The sequence below is a fragment of the Streptococcus mitis genome (assembly GCF_946190065.1).
Lineage (GTDB): Bacteria > Bacillota > Bacilli > Lactobacillales > Streptococcaceae > Streptococcus > Streptococcus mitis_DE.
Map to the genome: position 1 here is coordinate 77050 of NZ_CAMHZD010000001.1, position 21648 is coordinate 98697.

17 protein-coding genes are annotated in these 21648 nt (G+C 38.4%); 14 read left to right on the forward strand and 3 right to left on the reverse strand.

The features are described from left to right. Positions 1-139 precede the first annotated feature (139 nt). The 5 genes from OCF96_RS00375 to OCF96_RS00395 all read left to right on the forward strand — a co-directional run bounded on the left by OCF96_RS00375 (position 140) and on the right by OCF96_RS00395 (position 5290). Positions 140-1399: a UDP-N-acetylglucosamine 1-carboxyvinyltransferase gene (locus tag OCF96_RS00375; RefSeq protein ID WP_261444607.1), complete on the forward strand. Its 1260-nt coding sequence runs from the start codon at positions 140-142 to the stop codon at positions 1397-1399. A 15-nt stretch (positions 1400-1414) separates the two neighbouring features. Then, on the forward strand, positions 1415-1966 hold the full coding sequence (locus tag OCF96_RS00380; RefSeq protein WP_261444608.1) for a GNAT family N-acetyltransferase: 552 nt from the start codon (positions 1415-1417) through the stop codon (positions 1964-1966). Next, a complete protein-coding gene (gene spxR, locus OCF96_RS00385; RefSeq protein ID WP_261444609.1) occupies positions 1959-3236 on the forward strand; it encodes a CBS-HotDog domain-containing transcription factor SpxR in 1278 nt (425 codons plus the stop codon). Before OCF96_RS00380 ends, spxR begins: the two co-directional genes overlap by 8 nt. Positions 3237-3251: 15 nt before the next feature. Beyond that, positions 3252-4112, forward strand: a complete 861-nt coding sequence (locus tag OCF96_RS00390) for a methionyl aminopeptidase (protein ID WP_261444610.1) — start codon at positions 3252-3254, stop codon at positions 4110-4112. A 260-nt stretch (positions 4113-4372) separates the two neighbouring features. After that, positions 4373-5290 carry a bifunctional riboflavin kinase/FAD synthetase gene (locus OCF96_RS00395; RefSeq protein ID WP_261444611.1) on the forward strand — a complete coding sequence of 306 codons (918 nt, stop codon included), beginning with the start codon at positions 4373-4375 and terminating at the stop codon, positions 5288-5290. Positions 5291-5377: 87 nt separating this feature from the next. Here the strand turns inward: OCF96_RS00395 and OCF96_RS00400 are convergent, their stop codons facing one another. Beyond that, positions 5378-6226 (reverse strand): YitT family protein, encoded by an 849-nt coding sequence (locus OCF96_RS00400; protein WP_261444612.1) that lies wholly within the window; start codon positions 6224-6226, stop codon positions 5378-5380. A gap of 140 nt (positions 6227-6366) precedes the next feature. Here OCF96_RS00400 and OCF96_RS00405 point away from each other — a divergent pair, with 140 nt between their 5' ends. The 8 genes from OCF96_RS00405 (at position 6367) to OCF96_RS00440 (ending at position 18702) form a co-directional block, all read left to right on the forward strand. Continuing rightward, a complete protein-coding gene (locus OCF96_RS00405) occupies positions 6367-7206 on the forward strand; it encodes a DegV family protein (protein ID WP_084927289.1) in 840 nt (279 codons plus the stop codon). A 107-nt stretch (positions 7207-7313) separates the two neighbouring features. Then, the gene (locus OCF96_RS00410; RefSeq protein ID WP_001284640.1) at positions 7314-7589 is read left to right on the forward strand and encodes an HU family DNA-binding protein; all 276 of its coding nucleotides are present in this window, start codon (positions 7314-7316) and stop codon (positions 7587-7589) included. A 212-nt stretch (positions 7590-7801) separates the two neighbouring features. After that, positions 7802-8509 carry a thiol-disulfide oxidoreductase-associated membrane protein CcdA2 gene (gene ccdA2, locus OCF96_RS00415; RefSeq protein WP_261080663.1) on the forward strand — a complete coding sequence of 236 codons (708 nt, stop codon included), beginning with the start codon at positions 7802-7804 and terminating at the stop codon, positions 8507-8509. Between the two features lie 10 nt (positions 8510-8519). After that, on the forward strand, positions 8520-9086 hold the full coding sequence (sdbB, locus tag OCF96_RS00420; RefSeq protein WP_261444613.1) for a thiol-disulfide oxidoreductase-associated lipoprotein SdbB: 567 nt from the start codon (positions 8520-8522) through the stop codon (positions 9084-9086). 122 nt (positions 9087-9208) lie between these two features. Further along, positions 9209-10600: an APC family permease gene (locus tag OCF96_RS00425; protein WP_261444614.1), complete on the forward strand. Its 1392-nt coding sequence runs from the start codon at positions 9209-9211 to the stop codon at positions 10598-10600. A 295-nt stretch (positions 10601-10895) separates the two neighbouring features. Next, positions 10896-11813 (forward strand): zinc-binding lipoprotein AdcAII, encoded by a 918-nt coding sequence (adcAII, locus tag OCF96_RS00430; protein ID WP_261444616.1) that lies wholly within the window; start codon positions 10896-10898, stop codon positions 11811-11813. A 7-nt stretch (positions 11814-11820) separates the two neighbouring features. Next, complete coding sequence (locus tag OCF96_RS00435; RefSeq protein ID WP_261444617.1) at positions 11821-14946, forward strand: pneumococcal-type histidine triad protein; 3126 nt, start codon at positions 11821-11823, stop codon at positions 14944-14946. A 210-nt stretch (positions 14947-15156) separates the two neighbouring features. Further along, complete coding sequence (locus tag OCF96_RS00440; RefSeq protein WP_261444618.1) at positions 15157-18702, forward strand: pneumococcal-type histidine triad protein; 3546 nt, start codon at positions 15157-15159, stop codon at positions 18700-18702. A 35-nt stretch (positions 18703-18737) separates the two neighbouring features. Here the strand turns inward: OCF96_RS00440 and pepT are convergent, their stop codons facing one another. Beyond that, positions 18738-19961 carry a peptidase T gene (gene pepT, locus OCF96_RS00445; protein WP_049550976.1) on the reverse strand — a complete coding sequence of 408 codons (1224 nt, stop codon included), beginning with the start codon at positions 19959-19961 and terminating at the stop codon, positions 18738-18740. 153 nt (positions 19962-20114) lie between these two features. Here pepT and hemH point away from each other — a divergent pair, with 153 nt between their 5' ends. After that, entirely contained in the window at positions 20115-21209 is a 1095-nt protein-coding gene (hemH, locus tag OCF96_RS00450) for a ferrochelatase (protein WP_261444620.1), read from the forward strand. A 41-nt stretch (positions 21210-21250) separates the two neighbouring features. On the opposite strand, the gene mscL is transcribed toward hemH, so the two are convergent. Next, a complete protein-coding gene (gene mscL / locus OCF96_RS00455) occupies positions 21251-21628 on the reverse strand; it encodes a large conductance mechanosensitive channel protein MscL (protein ID WP_261444621.1) in 378 nt (125 codons plus the stop codon). Positions 21629-21648: the final 20 nt, after the last annotated feature.

The window sequence follows — 21648 nt, forward strand, 5'->3', positions numbered from 1 at the left end:
ATAACTTTTTAAAAAAGGTAAGTTAATACAAATACGATTCAGCTAATATAATTGAAAATGATGGAAAAAAAGCTGAATTTATGGTATACTTTAACGTAGGACCTTTTTAGAAATTTTGAAAGAGTATTAAAAATTTAAAATGAGAAAAATTGTTATCAATGGTGGCTTGCCCCTGCAAGGTGAGATTACCATTAGTGGTGCAAAAAATAGTGTTGTAGCTTTAATTCCAGCTATTATTTTGGCAGATGATGTTGTGACTTTAGATTGTGTACCTGATATTTCTGATGTTGCTAGTCTTGTCGAAATCATGGAGTTAATGGGTGCTACAGTTAAGCGTTATGACGATGTATTGGAGATTGATCCAAGAGGTGTTCAAAATATTCCAATGCCTTATGGGAAAATCAACAGTCTTCGTGCATCCTATTATTTTTATGGAAGTCTTTTAGGTCGCTTTGGTGAAGCCACAGTTGGCTTACCTGGAGGATGTGACCTTGGGCCTCGTCCGATTGACTTACACCTTAAGGCTTTTGAAGCTATGGGTGCTACTGTTAGCTACGAGGGAGATAACATGAAGTTATCTGCTAAAGATTCAGGACTCCATGGTGCAAGTATTTACATGGATACGGTTAGTGTCGGTGCGACGATTAATACGATGATTGCTGCTGTTAAAGCAAAGGGGCGTACTATTATTGAAAATGCAGCCCGTGAACCTGAGATTATTGATGTTGCCACTCTCTTAAATAATATGGGTGCTCATATCCGTGGTGCTGGAACCAATATTATCATTATTGATGGTGTTGACAGATTACACGGAACGCGTCATCAGGTGATTCCAGATCGTATTGAAGCTGGAACATATATTTCTTTAGCTGCTGCAGTTGGTAAGGGAATTCGTATTAATAATGTACTATACGAGCACTTAGAAGGTTTCATTGCGAAGTTGGAAGAAATGGGAGTTCGAATGACTGTATCTGAAGACAGCATTTTTGTCGAGGAACAGTCTAATTTGAAAGCAATCAATATTAAGACAGCTCCTTATCCTGGTTTTGCTACTGACCTGCAACAACCAATTACTCCTCTCTTGTTAACATCGGAAGGGCGTGGTACTATTATTGATACCATTTATGAAAAACGTGTAAACCATGTTTTTGAACTAGCAAAGATGGACGCGGATATTACGACTACAAACGACCATATTTTATATACCGGTGGACGTAGTTTACGTGGAGCAAATGTAAAAGCTACTGATCTTAGGGCTGGGGCCGCACTTGTCATTGCTGGTTTGATGGCTGAAGGTAAAACTGAAATTACAAATATTGAGTTCATCTTACGTGGTTATTCAGATATTATTGAAAAATTACGTAATCTAGGAGCGGATATTACACTTGTTGAAGAATAAACCGTAGAGGTGTTTATGAATATTTGGACCAAATTAGCAATGTTTTCTTTTTTTGAAACGGATCGCTTGTATTTGCGTCCTTTCTTTTTTAGTGATAGTCAGGACTTCCATGAGATAGCTTCAAATCCAGAAAATTTACAATTCATTTTTCCAAGTCAAGCTAGTTTGGAAGAGAGTCAATATGCACTGGCCAATTATTTTATGAAGGCTCCTTTGGGAGTATGGGCTATTTGTGACAAGAAAACAGAAAAAATGATTGGTTCAATTAAATTTGAAAAGATAGATGAAATTAAAAAAGAAGCAGAACTTGGTTATTTTTTGAGAAAAGATGCATGGTGTCAAGGTTTTATGACAGAAGTTGTTAAAAAACTTTGTCAGCTTGCTTTTGAAGAATTTGGTTTAAAACAATTAGCCATCATTACTCACCTTGAAAATGAAGCTAGCCAACGGGTTGCTCTTAAGGCTGGATTTCGATTGATTCGTCAGTTTAAAGGAAGTGATCGCTATACAAGGAAAATGCGTGATTATCTTGAGTTTCGCTTTGTAAAGGGAGAAATTAATGAGTAAACACCAAGAAATTCTAAGTTATTTGGAAGAATTACCTGTTGGTAAAAGGGTCAGTGTTCGAAGCATTTCCAATCATCTGGGAGTCAGTGATGGAACGGCCTATCGGGCTATCAAGGAAGCTGAAAACCGTGGAATTGTAGAGACTCGCCCAAGGAGTGGTACTATCCGTGTTAAATCTCAGAAAGTTGCTATAGAAAGATTAACTTTTGCTGAAATTGCAGAAGTGACTTCTTCTGAGGTTCTAGCTGGTCAAGAAGGTTTAGAGAGAGAATTTAGTAAGTTCTCAATCGGTGCGATGACTGAGCAAAATATCTTATCTTACCTTCATGATGGGGGGCTCTTGATTGTCGGAGACCGGACTCGTATTCAATTATTAGCGCTGGAAAATGAAAATGCAGTTCTGGTTACAGGTGGATTTCAGGTTCATGATGATGTGATTAAACTGGCTAACCAAAAAGGAATTCCTGTTTTAAGAAGCAAACATGACACTTTCACCGTTGCGACTATGATCAATAAAGCCTTGTCAAATGTTCAAATCAAAACAGATATTTTGACAGTTGAGAAGCTGTACCGTCCGAGTCATGAATATGGTTTTCTGAGAGAGACCGACACTGTTAAAGATTATTTGGACTTGGTACGCAAGAATCGTAGTAGTCGTTTTCCGGTTATCAATCAACATCAGGTTGTTGTGGGCGTTGTAACCATGAGAGACGCTGGTGATAAGTCACCAAGTACCACAATTGATAAGGTCATGTCCCGCAGTCTATTTTTAGTTGGATTATCGACAAACATTGCCAATGTGAGTCAACGGATGATTGCCGAAGACTTTGAAATGGTACCAGTTATTCGAAATAATCAAACCTTGCTTGGCGTTGTAACTAGACGAGATGTCATGGAGAAGATGAGTCGTTCCCAAGTTTCTGCTCTACCTACTTTTTCTGAGCAGATTGGACAAAAACTTTCTTATCATCATGATGAAGTAGTCCTTACAGTGGAACCCTTTATGCTTGAGAAGAACGGTGTTTTGGCTAATGGTGTATTGGCAGAAATTTTGACCCACATGACCCAAGATTTAGTTGTTAATAGTGGTCGAAATCTCATTATTGAGCAGATGCTGATTTACTTTTTACAGGCTGTTCAGATAGATGATATACTGCGCATTCAAGCACGAATTATTCATCACACTAGACGGTCAGCGATTATTGATTATGATATTTATCATGGTCACCAGATTGTTTCAAAAGCAAATGTGACCGTTAAAATTAATTAGAAACTAGGAGAAAAAATGATAACATTAAAATCAGCTCGTGAAATCGAAGCTATGGACAAGGCTGGGGATTTTCTAGCAAGTATTCATATCGGCTTACGTGATTTGATTAAGCCTAGCGTAGATATGTGGGAAGTTGAAGAGTATGTCCGCCGTCGTTGTAAGGAAGAAAATTTCCTTCCGCTTCAGATTGGTGTTGACGGTGCTATGATGGACTATCCTTATGCTACCTGCTGCTCTCTTAACGATGAAGTAGCTCACGCTTTTCCTCGTCACTATATCTTGAAAGATGGAGATTTGCTCAAGGTTGATATGGTTTTGGGAGGTCCTATTGCTAAATCTGATCTGAATGTCTCAAAACTAAACTTCAACAATGTGGAGCAAATGAAAAAATACACTCAGAGCTACTCTGGTGGTCTAGCAGACTCTTGTTGGGCTTATGCTGTTGGTACACCGTCCGAAGAAGTGAAAAAATTGATGGATGTAACCAAAGAAGCCATGTACAAGGGAATCGAGCAAGCTGTTGTTGGAAATCGTATCGGTGATATTGGTGCAGCGATTCAAGAATACGCTGAAAGTCGTGGTTACGGTGTAGTACGTGATTTGGTTGGTCATGGTGTTGGTCCAACCATGCACGAAGAACCAATGGTTCCTAACTATGGTATTGCTGGTCGTGGGCTTCGCCTCCGTGAAGGAATGGTATTGACCATTGAACCAATGATCAATACAGGTGACTGGGAAATTGATACAGATATGAAGACTGGTTGGGCGCATAAGACCATTGACGGTGGTTTATCTTGTCAATATGAACACCAATTCGTGATTACGAAAGATGGACCTGTTATTTTGACTAGCCAAGGTGAAGAAGGAACTTATTAATAAAAAGTGAAAAGGCTGCTGGATGTTCATTTTGAAAAATTGAGTAGATCGGTTCATATTAAATTAAATAAACGCATTGTATCAAGTTTTAGATAGCTGATATGATGCGTTTTTCTGATTTTAAGATTTTTAATTCAATCTCTTGTTCTTTATTAAGATTTCAAAAACAAAATTCTTCTAAACTGCTACACTTCAGGTTAAAAAAGGACATTTCAGATTTTCTGGTTCAGAAATAGCTATCACTATGATATAATTATTTTATGATTATTACTATTCCTATAAAAAACCAAAAAGATATTGGCACACCATCTGATTCAGTCGTTGTTTTAGGCTATTTTGATGGTATACATAAGGGACATCAAGAATTATTTCGTGTTGCCAACAAGGCTGCGAGAAAGGATTTATTGCCTATCGTAGTTATGACCTTTAATGAATCTCCAAAGATTGCTTTAGAGCCTTATCATCCTGATTTGTTTTTACATATTTTGAATCCTGCTGAACGTGAGAGGAAATTAAAGCGTGAAGGTGTAGAAGAATTATATCTTCTTGATTTTAGTAGTCAATTTGCTAGTCTCACGGCAGAAGAATTTTTTGCAACTTATATAAAGGCTATGAATGCCAAAATTATTGTTGCAGGATTTGATTATACATTTGGTTCTGACAAAAAAACAGCAGAAGACTTAAAGGATTACTTTGATGGAGAAGTTATCATTGTCCCCCCTGTAGAAGATGAGAAAGGAAAGATTAGTTCAACTCGTATCCGTCAAGCTATTTTAGAAGGAAATGTGAAAGAAGCAGGAGAACTTTTGGGGGCACCTCTTCCATCAAGAGGTATGGTGGTTCATGGTAACGCTCGTGGTCGTACGATTGGTTATCCAACGGCTAATTTGGTGCTTTTAGACCGTACTTATATGCCGGCAGATGGCGTTTATGTGGTTGATGTTGAGATTCAAAGACAGAAATATCGTGCTATGGCTAGTGTCGGTAAAAATGTGACCTTTGATGGAGAAGAAGCACGTTTTGAAGTCAACATTTTTGATTTTAATCAAGATATTTATGGGGAAACCGTCATGGTTTATTGGCTTGATCGCATTCGAGATATGACCAAATTTGACTCAGTTGACCAATTAGTAGACCAGTTAAAGGCAGATGAAGAAGTAGCTCGGAATTGGTCTTAAGAAATTGAGTAAACAAAAAAAGAGGTTGTCTGTAACCCAAAAGATAGAAGATTTAGTCTAACTTTTGAGGTCACTACAAGACCTCTTTTATTCTTTTTCAAAGGTAAATCCTTCTCCAAGTATTTCGTGGGCTTCTGTGATCGTGATAAAGGCTTGAGGATCGATTCGATGAATCATTTCCTTCATTTTCACAATTTCATTTCTTCCGACAATACAGTAAATGATTTTTAAATCTTCTTGACTATAATAACCTTGCCCTGAGATGAAAGTAACGCCTCTTCCTAGGTCATCATTAATCGCCTTTGCAAGTTGGTCAGGACGTTTTGTGATAATCATAAAACCTTTACCAGCATAGCCTCCTTCACCAATCAAATCAATCACACGAGAAACGATAAAATCAAATAAGAGCGTGTAGGAAACCAATCTCAAATCCTTGAAGATTAGGAGAATAAGCATGAGAATACAAAAATCTAAGATAAAGAGTAGTTTTCCCATGGATATATGAGTGTATTTATTGAGAATACGAGCTACAATATCAGTTCCACCAGTTGTCCCACCAGCATTGAAGATAATCCCGAGCCCAATTCCCAATAGAATTCCAGCTATGAGGGCTGTAATCAGTAAATCACCTTGCAGATCAATATGAAGGGGAATCCGCTCAAAAATAGCCAACCAAGCGGACAAAGCTAAGGTTCCTAGTAAACTAGAATAGAGGGATTTGGCTCCAAAGATTTTCCAAGCTAGGATGAAAAGGGGAATATTAATCAGCAAGTTCATGAGAGAAACAGGGATTTTAAAAAGATAAAAGGTGATGAGGGTAATACCTGTCGCCCCTCCTTCAAAGAGATGATGGGGAACTACAAAATAAGTCAGCCCAAAAGCATAAATAGCAGCACCTAGTAAAATGGTTAAAACGGGATAAATTTTTTTAATCATAGGAACCTCTTTTCTTATAAGTAGATTATATCAAATTTTTAAGGAAAATTTGAATGACTCCATTAGGATTTTTAATCTTTTTTTGATATAATTAAGAGTAAGAAAACCAATCTGAATCCTAAAATAGAAAGATTGCAACTATGACAAAAATTAAGATTGTAACCGATTCATCTGTTACTATTGAACCAGAACTAGTAAAACAATTAGATATCACTGTTGTTCCACTATCTGTAATGATTGATAATGTTGTTTATTCTGATGCTGATTTAAAAGAAGAAGGTAAATTTCTTCAGTTGATGCAAGAAGCTAAAAATCTTCCTAAGACAAGCCAGCCACCTGTAGGTGTCTTTGCTGAAGTGTTTGAAGAACTATCTAAGGATGGTAGCCAGATTCTTGCTATTCATATGTCTCATGCCCTTTCAGGTACTGTAGAAGCAGCACGCCAAGGTGCTAGTTTATCTACTGCCGACGTGACGGTGATTGATAGTTCCTTCACTGATCAAGCCTTGAAATTCCAGGTAGTTGAGGCTGCGAAGTTAGCTCAAGAAGGCAAAGATATGGAGGAAATTCTAACTCGTGTAGAAGCAGTTAAAAACAACACAGAACTCTATATTGGCGTTTCAACTTTGGAAAATTTGGTAAAAGGTGGTCGTATTGGTCGTGTAACTGGATTGTTGAGTTCACTTCTCAATATACGTGTTGTTATGCAAATGAAAGACCATGAATTGCAGCCAATTGTTAAAGGTCGTGGAGCTAAAACCTTTAAAAAATGGTTAGATGAGTTAATAGCAACTCTCTCTGAACGTTCTGTAGCAGAGATTGGAATTTCATATTCTGGTAGTGCTGATTGGGCAAAAGAGATGAAAGAAAGTTTACAAGCTTATGTCGAAAAGCCAATTTCTGTTTTGGAAACGGGTTCCATTATTCAAACTCACACGGGTGAGAACGCTTGGGCTATTTTGGTACGTTACCACTCCTAAAAAAATAAATAAAATGGGAAGAAATAGTGTTTTTAACTTGACCTAAAAGGGATTTTAGGATATGATTATATTTGTTAATTAGAAATTAAATTGGAGGAATCGTTAACATGGCAAACAAACAAGATTTGATCGCTAAAGTAGCAGAAGCTACAGAATTGACTAAGAAAGACTCAGCAGCAGCAGTTGAAGCTGTATTCGCAGCAGTAACAGAGTACCTTGCAGCTGGTGAAAAAGTTCAATTAATCGGTTTTGGTAACTTTGAAGTTCGTGAGCGTGCTGCACGTAAAGGTCGCAACCCACAAACTGGTAAAGAAATCAAAATTGCAGCTTCTAAAGTTCCAGCATTCAAAGCTGGTAAAGCTCTTAAAGACGCTGTTAAATAATTTGAATTTTAAAAGCCTATTGCATCAGCTTTCTAGCTTGGTCAGTAGGCTTTTTTTGTGTTTAGGGGGCAAATAGGGGGCAGAATATGAATGAACTAGTACTGAAAAAATCTTTCAAATACAAGCTAATTCAATTTGCGTAGCAGAAATCATACAAATAAAATTGATTATAGTAAAATAGGATTAGAATTATTAAGAAAGTTGGTTCTTTATTGGAAACGATAGTATTTTCAACCTCCGTTTTTTTAGCAGGGATCTTGTCCTTCTTTTCCCCTTGCATTTTTCCTCTGTTACCTGTCTATACTGGAATTTTATTGGATGATCAGGAAAGTGCAAAAAGTTTTTCTTTGTTTGGGAGAAAGGTTGCCTGGTCAGGTCTAATTCGAACTCTTTGCTTTATCGCAGGCATTTCACTCATTTTCTTTATTCTAGGATTCGGTGCGGGTTACTTTGGTAATATTCTCTATGCCAATTGGTTTCGATATACCATGGGAACAATTATTATCATTTTAGGCCTTCACCAGATGGAAATTTTTCATTTTAAGAAATTAGAGGTTCAAAAAAGCTTTACTTTTAAGAAATCAGAAGCCAATCGTTATTGGTCAGCCTTTTTACTCGGTATTACCTTTAGCTTTGGTTGGACGCCTTGTATTGGTCCAGTTTTAAGTTCTGTTTTAGCGCTTGCGGCTTCTGGAGGCAATGGTGCTTGGCAAGGAGCGATCTATACCTTAATTTACACTCTGGGGATGGCCATTCCTTTCTTGGTCTTGGCTCTAGCTTCAGGAATAGTGATGCCTTATTTTGGCAAAATCAAGCGCCATATGATGCTACTGAAGAAAATTGGTGGTTTGCTCATTATTTTAATGGGAATTTTGTTACTATTAGGACAAGTAAATGTTCTAGCTGGAATTTTTGAATAAAGGAGAAAAGATGAAAAAACTAATGTTTGCTGGCTTAAGCCTCTTGTCACTAGTTGTATTGATGGCTTGTGGTGAGGAAGAGACTAAAAAGACTCAAGCACCAGAACAATCCCCAAAACAACAGCAACAAACGCCTGTACAACAAATTGCTGTTGGAAAAGAGGCTCCAGACTTTACCTTGCAATCAATGGATGGCAAAGAAGTCAAGTTATCTGATTATAAGGGGAAAAAAGTCTATTTGAAGTTTTGGGCTTCATGGTGTGGTCCATGTAAGAAAAGTATGCCCGAGTTGATGGAATTAGCGGCGAAACCAGATCGTGATTTTGAAATTCTTAGTGTCATTGCACCAGGAATTCAAGGTGAAAAAACTGTTGAGCAATTCCCACAATGGTTCCAAGATCAAGGTTATAAGGATATCCCAGTTCTTTATGATACCAAAGCAACCACCTTCCAAGCTTATCAAATTCGAAGCATTCCTACAGAATATCTAATTGACAGTCAAGGAAAGATTGGAAAGATACAATTTGGTGTTATCAGCAATGCGGATGCAGAAGCAGCCTTTAAAGAAATGAACTAGAATAGATAAAAATCTGATTACAAGAGAGTAGTCAGATTTTTTTAGAAAATTATTTTATAAATATTCACAAATATCCTATATTTATGGTAAAATAGAATCATCATTTTATTTTGGAGTCAAAGATGAATATATTTAGAACAAAGAATGTTAGTTTGGATAAAACGGAGATGCACAGGCATTTGAAGTTATGGGATTTGATTTTGTTAGGTATCGGAGCCATGGTAGGGACGGGTGTCTTTACTATAACAGGTACTGCAGCCGCAACTCTAGCGGGTCCAGCGCTAGTGATTTCAATCGTCATTTCTGCCTTGTGTGTGGGATTATCAGCCCTCTTTTTTGCAGAATTTGCTTCACGAGTACCCGCTACAGGTGGTGCCTATAGCTATCTCTATGCCATCTTAGGAGAATTCCCAGCCTGGTTGGCAGGTTGGTTAACCATGATGGAGTTCATGACAGCCATATCGGGTGTGGCTTCTGGTTGGGCAGCGTATTTTAAAGGGCTTCTCTCTCAATACGGGATAGCCCTTCCTCAGGCTTTAAATGGTACCTTTAATCCTCAAGCAGGGACGTTTGTTGATTTATTACCTATTCTTGTCTTGGTCTTGGTGACCTCGCTTGTTCTACTTAATGCGAAAGCCGCCTTACGCTTTAATTCAATTCTAGTTATTTTGAAATTTTCTGCTTTAGCTCTCTTTGTTTTAGTAGGAATCTGGCATATCAAACTTGATAATTGGAGCAATTTTGCTCCTTATGGTTTTGGACAAATCTATGGCGCTAGTACTGGTATTATGGCTGGTGCGTCCTTGATGTTCTTTGGATTTTTAGGATTTGAATCTATCTCTATGGCTGTAGATGAAGTCAAGACTCCTCAAAAAAATATTCCTAGAGGGATTGTCTTATCACTTTCTATCGTAACCATTCTTTATGCCTTGGTGACGCTTGTTTTGACTGGTGTTGTCCATTACAGTCATCTAAATGTCGATGATGCCGTTGCCTTTGCTCTTCGTAGCGTTGGGATTAGTTGGGCAGCTAACTATGTGTCATTAGTGGCTATCTTGACCTTGATTACAGTTTGTATTTCGATGACCTATGCTTTATCTCGTATGATTTACAGTTTAGCTCGTGACGGCTTAATGCCTTCCGCCTTTAAAGAATTAACAAAAACAAGCAAGGTACCCAAAAATGCTACTATCTTGACGGGTTTAGCTTCAGCAGTAGCAGCAGGAATCTTCCCACTAGCTAGTATTGCAGCCTTCTTAAATATTTGTACCCTAGCCTACTTAATCATGCTGGCATATGGCCTGATTCGATTACGAAAAGAAAAAGGAATGCCCAAATCTGGGGAATTTAAAACACCATTGGTACCCCTGTTACCCATTTTATCAATCATCATTTGTTTATCCTTTATGTTGCAGTATAATTTGGAAACTTGGATTGCTTTCCTAGTTGCTTTGTTGATAGGAAGTCTTATTTACTTTACTTATGGTTATAAGCATTCTACCATAGAAGAATAATACTCTTCGAAAATCTCTTCAAACCACGTCAGCTTCGCCTTGCCGTATATATGTGACTGACTTCGTCAGTCTTATCTACAACCTCAAAACAGTGTTTTGAGCAACCTGCGGCTAGCTTCCTAATTTGCTCTTGGATTTTCATTGAGTATATAAAGTGAGAATCTGTTGAGTTGTTGAAACTCAGCAGATTTTTGTATGTGAAAGAAATTTCAAATTTTTTCTAAAAATATCTTGACAGATTAAATTTTTAGGAGTAGAATGTTTACCAGTTAATTAAATAGTTAAGGGGTTGTTTATGAAGAAACAAAGTTTATTTTTAGTATTGTTAAGTGTTTTCCTTTTGTGCTTAGCTGCTTGTGGCCAAAAGGAGAGTCAGACTGGAAAAGGGATGAAAATTGTAACCAGTTTTTACCCTATTTACGCTATGGTCAAGGAAGTATCTGGTGACTTGAATGATGTTCGGATGATTCAGTCAAGTAGTGGGATTCACTCCTTTGAACCTTCGGCAAATGATATCGCAGCCATTTATGACGCGGATGTCTTTGTTTACCATTCGCATACACTTGAATCTTGGGCAGGAAGTCTGAATCCCAATCTAAAAAAATCCAAAGTTAAGGTTTTAGAGGCTTCTGAAGGAATGACTTTAGACCGCGTTCCTGGGCTAGAAGATGTGGAAGCAGGGGATGGAGTTGATGAAAAAACGCTTTATGACCCTCACACTTGGCTAGATCCTGAAAAAGCTGGAGAAGAAGCCCAAATTATTGCTGATAAACTTTCAGAGGTTGATAGTGAGCATAAAGAGACTTATCAGAAAAATGCGCAAGCCTTTATCAAAAAAGCTCAAGAATTGACTAAGAAATTCCAGCCTAGATTTGAAAAAGCGAGTCAGAAAACCTTTGTAACACAACATACAGCCTTTTCTTATCTAGCGAAGCGATTTGGACTCAATCAACTTGGAATCGCTGGTATCTCTCCTGAACAGGAACCAAGTCCAAGACAACTAACAGAAATTCAGGAATTTGTGAAAACCTATAAGGTTAAAACGATTTTTACAGAAAGTAATGCTTCTTCAAAAGTAGCTGAAACTCTTGTCAAATCAACAGGTGTGGATCTTAAAACTCTGAATCCTTTAGAGGCAGACCCACAAAATGACAAGACCTACCTAGAAAACCTTGAAGAAAATATGAGTGTATTAGCTGAAGAATTAAAGTGAGGCAAATATGAAAATCAATAAAAAATATCTAGCGGGTTCAGTGGCAGTTCTTGCCCTAAGTGTTTGTTCCTATGAACTTGGTCGTTACCAAGCTGGTCAAGTTAAGAAAGATTCTAATCGAGTAGCTTATATAGATGGTGATCAGGCTGGTCAAAAAGCAGAGAACTTGACACCAGATGAAGTCAGTAAGAGAGAGGGAATCAACGCCGAACAAATTGTTATCAAGATTACGGATCAAGGTTATGTGACCTCTCATGGAGATCATTATCATTACTATAATGGCAAGGTTCCTTTTGACGCTATCATCAGTGAAGAACTGCTGATGAAAGATCCGAATTATCAGTTGAAGGATTCAGACATTGTCAATGAAATCAAGGGTGGTTATGTGATTAAGGTAGACGGGAAATACTATGTTTACCTCAAGGATGCCGCCCATGCGGACAATATTCGTACAAAAGAAGAGATTAAACGTCAGAAGCAGGAACATAGTAGTAATCACGGGGGTGCTTCTAATGATCAGGCAGTAGTTGCAGCCAGAGCTCAAGGCCGTTATACAACGGATGATGGTTATATCTTTAATGCCTCTGATATCATTGAGGATACGGGTGATGCCTATATCGTTCCTCATGGCAATCACTTCCACTATATTCCGAAGAGTGATTTGTCTGCCAGCGAATTAGCTGCTGCCCAAGCCTTCTTATCTGGAAAAGGTGATCAATTAAGTACAGTTGAATATCGTTCAAGCAGAGCTGAAACAAGATCTAGTGTGAGAACAAGTCAATATGAGTCTCCTCAAAATCCTGCAGCAGCTCCTGAGAGTCAAAATGAGGATTTGGATAGTCTCCTCCAAGAATTGTACGCTTTGCCACTTAGCCAACGTCATGTGGAGTCTGATGGATTAGTATTTGACCCAGCACAGATTACAAAACGTACTGCCAATGGTGTGGCAGTTCCTCACGGAGATCATTTCCATTTCATTCCTTATTCGCAAATGTCTGCTTTGGAAGAAAAATTGGCTCGAAATCTACCAATTGGAGGTCAGCCAGTTCAAAGTCATTCTAATAATACGAAACCAAGCAGTCCTGAGAGAACAAGTTCAACACCAAGTTCAACCATTAAACCAAACTTTAATCTCAATACGCCGGCACCGAATCGAGGAACTGGAGGAGCTTATACAACGGATGATGGGTATGTCTTTAGTCCGACAGATGTGATTGAAGATACAGGTGACGCTTTTGTTGTACCGCATGGAAATCATTTCCACTATATTCCTAAGAGTGATTTGTCAGCAGGAGAATTGGCTGCTGCTCAAGCCTATTGGAATGGGAAGCAGGGCTCACATTCTGCCACAAGCTCAAGTAAACCAAGTAGTGATAATGCTAAACCAGCCCAACCAAGTTTGACAGAGACTCCAAACCTGACTGTCACACCAACATATCATCAAAATCATGGGGAAGACATTTCAACACTTTTAAGTGAATTGTATGCCAAACCTTTGTCAGAACGCCATGTGGAATCGGATGGCTTAGTCTTTGATCCGGTACAAATCATCAAACGTACAGCTAATGGTGTTGCAGTGCCTCACGGAGACCATTATCACTTTATCCCTTATTCACAAATGTCACCTTTGGAAGAAAAATTGGCTCGTATGGTAGCTGTCAAGGGACAAAATGGCAGTGTTTTGCCAAGCGTCACTCCACTGAAGCCAGCGCCTACTACCAAACCTCAAGCGCCAGCGGAAAATAAACCGACTGAATTTGATGTCAACCAGGTTGTTAGAAAAGTTGGCGACGGATATATTATAGAGGATAAGGGCGTTAGTCGTTATGTTCTAGCTAAAGATTTGGCCAAGGATAAGATTGATGCTATTGAAAATCTCTTGTCTAAGAAAACTCAAGAGACGCATGCCCTAGTTGCGAAGAAAGAAAATGTCGCTCCTCGTGATCAAGAATTTTATGATAAAGCATATAATTTATTGGCTGAGGCTCATAAAGCCTTGTCTGAAAATAAGGGTCGTACTTCTGATTTCCAAGCCTTAGACAAATTAGCAGAACGTTTGAATGATGAATCGACTAATAAAGGAAAATTGGTAGATGATTTATTAGCTTTCCTAGCACCAATTACTCATCCAGAGCGACTTGGTAAACCAAATTCTCAAATTGCTTATACAGACGATGAAATTAAATTAGCGAAATTAGCAGGTAAGTATACTACAGAAGATGGATATATCTTTGACATTCGTGATATTAGCAGTGATGAGGGAGATGCTTATGTAACTCCGCATATGACCCATAGTCATTGGATTAAGAAAGAGAGCTTGTCTGAAGCTGAAAGAGTGGCAGCCCAGGCTTATGCTAAAGAGAAAGGTTTGACACCTCCTCCAACAGAGAATCAGGGTTCAGGAAATACTGAGGTTAAAGGAGTAGAAGCAATCTATAATAAAGTGAAAGCAGCTAAGAAGGTTCCACTTGATCATATTCCTTACAATCTACAACATACTGTTGAAGTTAAAAATGGTAGCTTAATTATACCTCATTACGACCATTACCATAACATTAAATTTGGTTGGTTTGACGAAGGACTCTATGAAGCACCTAAGGGTTATAGCCTTGAGGATCTCTTTGCGACTGTAAAATATTATGTTGAACATCCTGAAGAACGTCCTCACTCAGATAATGGTTGGGGAAATGCCAGCGACCATGTTCGTAAAAATAAGGCAGACAAAGACAGTAAACTTGATGAAGATAAGAAACATGATGAAGTAAGTGAACCAACTCGCCCTGAATCTGATGAAAAAGAGAATCACGCAGGTTTAAATCCTTCAGCAGATAATCTTTATAAACCAAGCACTGATACGGAAGAGACAGAGGAAGAAGCTGAAGATACTACAGATGAGGCTAAAGTTCCTCAAGTAGAGACTGAAAAAGTAGAAGCCAAACTCAAAGAAGTAGAAGCTCTACTTGATACAGTAACCGATGCTAGTTTGAAAGACAATGTGGCAGAGAGTCTAGCTGGTTTACGAAATAATTTGAACCTCCAAACTATGGATAATAATGGTATCATGGCAGAAGCAGAGAAACTACTTGCTTTGTTAAAAGGTAGTGAGTCAGTTACGACGAAACCAGAAGCATAAGTTTATCCTATTAAATCAAAATGATGTAAGAGTCAGTAGCAATACTGGCTTTTATTTTTTAAAATGTAATAAAAATCTTGACAGATAAGCTTAAAAAAGGTAAACTATTTACTGGTTAATTAATTGGTTAAATAACCAGTTTAGGAAAAACTGTTTAACCGAGAAAAGAAGTTAAGAAAAAGCTTCATCATTTATTGAAATGAGGGATTTATGAAATTCAGTAAAAAATATATAGCAGCTGGATCAGCTGTTATCGTGTCTTTGAGTCTATGTGCTTATGCATTAAATCAGCATCGCTCGCAGGAAAATAAGGACAATAATCGGGTCTCTTATGTGGATGGTAGTCAGTCAAGTCAGAAAACTGAAAATCTGACACCAGACCAGGTTAGCCAAAAAGAAGGAATTCAGGCTGAACAAATTGTTATCAAGATCACAGATCAGGGCTATGTGACTTCACACGGTGACCACTATCATTACTATAATGGGAAAGTTCCCTATGATGCCCTCTTTAGTGAAGAACTCTTGATGAAAGATCCAAACTACCAACTTAAAGAAACTGATATTGTCAATGAAGTTAAAGGTGGTTATATCATCAAGGTTGATGGTAAATATTATGTTTATCTGAAAGATTTAGCTCATGCTGATAATGTTCGAACCAAGGATGAAATCAACCGTCAAAAACAAGAACACATCAAAGATAATGAGAAGGTTAGCTCAGATGTTGCTGTAGCAAGATCTCAGGGACGCTATACGACAGATGATGGTTATGTCTTTAACCCAGCTGATATTATCGAAGATACTGGTGATGCTTATATTGTTCCTCACGGTGGTCACTATCATTATATTCCAAAAAGTGATTTATCTGCTAGTGAGTTGGCAGCAGCAAAAGCTCATCTAGCGGGCAAAAATTCGCAACCGAGTCAGTTAAGTAATTCTTCAACAGCTAGTGATAATAATACTCAATCTTCAGTACAAGGATCAACTAGCAAGCCAGAAAGCAAAGTTGAAAATCTCCAAAGTCTATTGAAAGAACTCTATGATTCACCTAGCGACCAACGTTACAGTGAATCAGATGGCCTGGTCTTTGACCCTGCTAAGATTGTCAGTCGTACGGCAAATGGAGTTGCGATTCCGCACGGCGACCATTATCACTTTATTCCTTACAGCAAGCTCTCTGCTTTAGAAGAAAAGATTGCCAGAATGGTGCCTATCGGTGGAACTGGTTCTACAGTTTCTACAAATGAAAAACATAATGAAGTAGTGTCTAGTCTAGGAAGTTTTCCAAGTAATCCATCTACATTGAATCATACTTCATTGACTTCTAATAAGGGAATTTCTGCAACATCTGATGGTTATATCTTTAATCCAAAAGATATCGTTGAAGAAACAGCTACAGCCTATATCGTCAGACACGGTGATCATTTCCATTACATTCCAAAATCGAGCCAAATTGGACATCCGACTCTTCCAAGCAATGGTCTAACAACACCTTCGCCATCTCTTTCAGTCAATCCTGGTGTTTCACATGAGGAACACGAAGAAGGTGGACACGGCTTTGATGCCAATCGTATTATTGCTGAAGATGAAGCAGGATTTATCATGAGTCACGGAGACCATAATCATTACTTCTTCAAGAAGGACTTGACTGCTGATCAAATCAAGGCAGCGCAAGACCACTTGAAAGGGGCAAATACAGCAACACCAAATCCAGCTCATGATGACGATCACGATGAAGATCATCATGGCCACAAACATGATGAAGACCATGATCACGGTTTTGATGCCGATCGTGTCATCAGTGAGGATGAACAAGGCTTTGTCATGAGTCACGGCGACCACAATCATTACTTCTTCAAGAAGGATTTGACAGCTGAGCAAATTAAGGCAGCAAAAGACCATTTAAAAACACATCATGATGCAGAACCTGTAAAACCTCTTGCTAAAACGGTAGAGTCTTTTTCAAGAGATGCTAGCGATGAAGAAAAGATTGCTTACATTTCTAAGACCTACGGCGTTCCACTTGAAGCTATTAGAATTTCAAACGGATTCTTTGTCTTTGGAAACCCAGACCAAGCCTACGATCCAACTCATATCCATCCATATGCTGTTCGTAAAGAACACGTTCGGATTCCTCTTCAAACTGGAAATCCAGAACTTGATTTCTTAAATGAACTCTATACTACTGCCTTACGTGATGGTGTATCTCCATATAGCTTGCAGGTAGAAAATGGCAGTTTTGTGATTCCTCATGGTGACCACAATCACTACATCAAGGTTCAAACTAAGGGCTATGAAGTAGCTTTGAAAAATAAAATTCCAGCTCTCCAATCCAACTATCAACCTGGAGCTTTTGATGAGAAGGAAGTTTTGGCAAAAGTAGATCAACTTCTAGCTGATAGCAGGAGTATCTATAAAGACAAGCCTATCGAACAAAGACAGATTGAGTTAGCTTTAGGTCAGTTTACTGAAAATATGAAAAAACTGGCAACTAACTCTACAGCAGGTTATCTTGCGACACTGGATCTCTTTGATAAGCAATATATCCATATTGATGAAAGTGTTAAACCTGTTGAAACAAGCGCTCTAGATAAGAAATATCAGGCCTTGATTGATAAAATCAATACACTGGATACAGACTCTTATGGCCTTCCTAAGAAAGATCTTCTTGTTCGTCTTCAAGAAGCTAAGTTAGCAAAAGATGAGGCTGCTTTAGCAGCGGTTGAATCACAACTTCAAGCCTTGCAAGACTTTAATGATCGAACAGGTGTTACAACTGTAGAATACATCAAGTATTTCTACGAACACGTAAACGACGGTCGTTTAAATGATGAACTTCGAAACAAAGTGGCTCAGTTGACTTGGACCTTGTATCAATCTCAATCTTTCCTTAAGGCAGCAGAATTGAACAGATTATTCCCAAGCATCTATCAGGCAAAACAAGAAGTGGAAGAAGCTTTGAAAGCTCAACCAACTACTGCTAAATCGACTCAGACAGTTCTAGATACTGAAAAAGTAGATAACCAAACTGCCAAGACAGCTATTTATGGCTTCTTGAAAGAATTGTACGGAGACTTTATGCCTGAAGAACATGTCAATCATGTTAACAAGGAGCAAGTAGAAAGTCTCTTGAACAAGGCAAATCAACTCTTGGAACAAATCCAAGAAGAAGGTATCAGACAATCCTTGGCAGAAGAAGTAGAAAATCTCAAAGCTGCTACAAATAAGGCTGATGCAGATTTGGATGAAGTAAACAGTCAGGTAAAAGATGTCTTGACTCGTATCGCTAGCGCCCTTCAACAAGAGAAGGAAAATGCAGAGCAAGATCCTCAGACACTTGTACTTTATCAAAAACTCTACGATATTCTCATGTCGCTTCACGCATATTTAGAAAACAATAAGGGTTCTGATGAAGACTTTGATAAGGTGGATGCATTACTAGATCAACTTTCTGCTAAGAGTAAAGATAAAGCTGCTTTACTTGAATTGACAAAAACTATCCTAGTCTTGAATCAAGAAATCAAGTCAAAAGCTAGCGCAAGTGAAGAAGCAACTCCAGCAACAAATGCTGAAGCAAATACTAATAAGACCAGTCCCGAAACTGAAGCTTCAACAGCTGCAGAATCAAATAGTGAAACTGCAAGCGATGAAAACAAAGCAAGCAACACAAGAGATTCTAAACCTGCTGAATCATCTTCAGAAAAGGAAACAACAGAATCTACAACAAGTATTGGAAATCAAGAAAAACCAGCAGAATAAAAAGAAAGGCGAAGTAGCTAAGCTACCTCGTCTTTTTATTCTTTATAAGCTACTATACCAATGATGGTATCAACTGCACGTTCCATAGTCTGAAGGCTGACGTATTCAAAACGTCCATGCATATTTTCTCCACCCGCAAAGATATTAGGAGTTGGGATTCCCATAAAGGAAATCTTAGAGCCGTCTGTCCCTCCACGGATTGGTTCGATTATAGGAGTGATACCCAGATCTTCCATAACGGCTTTAGCAATGGTAATTGGAGTCATATCTTTTTCAATGACTTCTTTCATATTGTAGTACTGGTCTGTCAAGTTTAGGCTGACACGGTCGCTACCAAGTTCTTGATTCATCTTATCAGCGATAGACTGCATAGCTGCTTTACGAGCTTCAAAGGCATCTTTTTCAAAATCACGAATGATGTAGCTTGCACGCGCCTCCTCGACACTACCTGTCACATCCATAAGATGGTAGAAGCCTTGGTAACCCTCTGTCAGTTCAGGACGGTCAGTTTCAGGGAGTTGATTATGGAAATCAATTGCTAATTGCAGAGCATTTACCATCTGTCCCTTTGCAGTACCAGGGTGGACATTACGTCCTTGGAAATGCAATTCAGCCCCAGCTGCTGAGAAAGTTTCGTACTGAAGTTCTCCTAGTGGGCCTCCATCAACAGTATAGGCAAAATCCACATCGAAATCTTCTGCATCAAATTTATTGGCACCAACACCGATTTCTTCATCTGGACCAAAACCAACACGAATCTCACAGTGCTTGATTTCAGGATGGGCAGTCAGATATTCAATAGCAGTCATAATTTCAGCAATCCCTGACTTGTCATCAGCACCTAGTAAGGTTGTTCCATCGGTTGTGATGAGCGTTTGTCCTGGATATTTCTCTAGACTCTTAAAGTCAGCTGGATCGAGTTTGAAACCAGAATTTCCAAGTTCAATCACACCACCATCGTAGTTTTCAATTACCTGTGGCTTGACTCCTTCGGCATTAAAATCAGCAGTATCCATGTGGGAGATGAAGCCAATCTTACGTGTTAAAGATGGATCATTGGCTGGCAAGGTTCCAATTGCAAAACCATTTGGTAGATAATAAACATTTTGTAATCCAACACGTTTCATTTCAGGGATAAGAACATTGGTTGCGAAGTCAACCTGACTCTGTGTACTTGGAGTAGTAGTAGAGTGTTCATCAGAGCGCGTGTTGACCTTAACGTAGGTCAAGAAGCGGTCCAAGAGATTGGGGTAAGTCATAAAAAACTCCTTTTGAATTCATTTTTTCCATTGTATCATAGAAAGAAAAGAAAAACAAAAGACAGAAGTTAGAGAAATTCGCTATGTTGGCGTTTACTTATTAATGGATAAATGATAAAATAAACTTGATAAAAATATCACAAGGAAGCGATTATGAAAAAAGCAATTTTAATGATGACTTTCGGTTCACCAGAAGAGATTACCTTTGAAGGTGTGGCTGATTTTTTCACAAATATTCGTCGTGGAGTGAGACCTCAAGACCACGAGATTCAAACACTCTATGATAATTATGTACTTATTGGAGGTACGCCTCTGCAAAGAATTACCCGTGAAGAGGTTGCCTTAGTAGAAGCTAGACTGGGGAATGAGTATAGTGTTTATTTTGCTAATAAGTTTTCTAGACCTTTTATCCCAGATGTGATTGGTCAGATGGAAGCAGACGGAATCGAGCAGTGTATTTGCTTGATTTTGGAGCCCCATTATTCTTTCTACTCTGTCATGGGCTATGAAAAATTTTTAGAAAGCAAACAAATTAAATTTTTAGTCATTAAGGACTGGTATCAAGAAAAAGCGCTATTAAAATATTGGGCAGATGAAATTGCTAAGATTTTAAAAGAAGAAGTAAAGCAGGATAGATTTAAAGTCATCTTTTCAGCCCATAGTGTGCCCATTTTTGCCTTAGATTTTGGTGATCCTTATATCGACCAAATTTTTGAAAATAGCAAGTTAGTTGCTGAAAAACTAGGTTTGAGTTCCGAGCAATATACAAATACCTGGCAAAGTGAGAGTGATATCGGGATTCCATGGATTAAGCCAGATGTCTTGGAGTATCTTAGAGAACAGAAAGAGCATCCAGACCATTATATTTTTGTTCCTATCAGTTTCATCAGTGAGCACATTGAAGTCTTGTTTGATAATGATGTGGAATGTTATGACTTATGTCAGGAATTGGGGGTCAACTACCATCGTCCACCAATGCCGAATACGGATTCTCGTTTGATTGATGCCTTGGTCAATACAGTCAGAGCCAATGAACATCAAGAATTTAAGGAATTTCTCCCAGAAGAAGAAACCTTTGATGAATTAGTTCCTTCAGATGAGACGAAAAATATCTTAGCTGAATCTCAAGATTTACAAATGCCGGAATTTGTAAAAAAATTGATTGAGAAAAAAGGTCGTGAAAATGTTAAGATGCCTTATCTTATCAAGAAAATGCTTGAGAAAGCAGGTAAGTTACCGAAAGAGTAAAGAAAAAAGGATTTAGCTTTGTGCTAGATCCTTTTAATTGATTATTTTTTCTCAAGAAGAGCTTTGATTTCTTGAAGTACTTCCAACTCAGTTGGACCAGCTGGAGCTTCCTCAGCAGCTTCTTTCTTACTAAGGCTTTGAGCTTTTTCAATTCCTTTGATAACGAAGAAGAGAACAGTACCGATAACTAGGAAGTTGATAACAGCGCTCAAGAAGCTACCATAACCAACACCATTCCATGAAAGTTCAGCGATACGCTCAACTTTAGCAGCTTTCAAGGCTGGGTTCAAAATAAGTGGAGTGATGATGTCGTTAACAAGTGATGTAACGATTGCACCAAAAGCAGAGGCAATGATCACACCGACAGCAAGGTCAACAACATTACCACGAAGCAAAAATGCTTTAAGATCTTTTAACATTTTCATAATTTCCTTTCAAA

Excerpts from the sequence above, each read along its gene's own strand:
- OCF96_RS00375 (WP_261444607.1), top strand. The coding sequence starts at position 140 with ATGAGAAAAATTGTTATCAATGGTGGCTTGCCCCTGCAAGGTGAGATT.
- OCF96_RS00380 (WP_261444608.1), top strand. The coding sequence starts at position 1,415 with ATGAATATTTGGACCAAATTAGCAATGTTTTCTTTTTTTGAAACGGAT.
- spxR (WP_261444609.1), top strand. The coding sequence starts at position 1,959 with ATGAGTAAACACCAAGAAATTCTAAGTTATTTGGAAGAATTACCTGTT.
- OCF96_RS00390 (WP_261444610.1), top strand. The coding sequence starts at position 3,252 with ATGATAACATTAAAATCAGCTCGTGAAATCGAAGCTATGGACAAGGCT.
- OCF96_RS00395 (WP_261444611.1), top strand. The coding sequence starts at position 4,373 with ATGATTATTACTATTCCTATAAAAAACCAAAAAGATATTGGCACACCA.
- OCF96_RS00400 (WP_261444612.1), bottom strand. The coding sequence starts at position 6,226 with ATGATTAAAAAAATTTATCCCGTTTTAACCATTTTACTAGGTGCTGCT.
- OCF96_RS00405 (WP_084927289.1), top strand. The coding sequence starts at position 6,367 with ATGACAAAAATTAAGATTGTAACCGATTCATCTGTTACTATTGAACCA.
- OCF96_RS00410 (WP_001284640.1), top strand. The coding sequence starts at position 7,314 with ATGGCAAACAAACAAGATTTGATCGCTAAAGTAGCAGAAGCTACAGAA.
- sdbB (WP_261444613.1), top strand. The coding sequence starts at position 8,520 with ATGAAAAAACTAATGTTTGCTGGCTTAAGCCTCTTGTCACTAGTTGTA.
- OCF96_RS00425 (WP_261444614.1), top strand. The coding sequence starts at position 9,209 with ATGAATATATTTAGAACAAAGAATGTTAGTTTGGATAAAACGGAGATG.
- adcAII (WP_261444616.1), top strand. The coding sequence starts at position 10,896 with ATGAAGAAACAAAGTTTATTTTTAGTATTGTTAAGTGTTTTCCTTTTG.
- OCF96_RS00435 (WP_261444617.1), top strand. The coding sequence starts at position 11,821 with ATGAAAATCAATAAAAAATATCTAGCGGGTTCAGTGGCAGTTCTTGCC.
- OCF96_RS00440 (WP_261444618.1), top strand. The coding sequence starts at position 15,157 with ATGAAATTCAGTAAAAAATATATAGCAGCTGGATCAGCTGTTATCGTG.
- pepT (WP_049550976.1), bottom strand. The coding sequence starts at position 19,961 with ATGACTTACCCCAATCTCTTGGACCGCTTCTTGACCTACGTTAAGGTC.
- hemH (WP_261444620.1), top strand. The coding sequence starts at position 20,115 with ATGAAAAAAGCAATTTTAATGATGACTTTCGGTTCACCAGAAGAGATT.
- mscL (WP_261444621.1), bottom strand. The coding sequence starts at position 21,628 with ATGTTAAAAGATCTTAAAGCATTTTTGCTTCGTGGTAATGTTGTTGAC.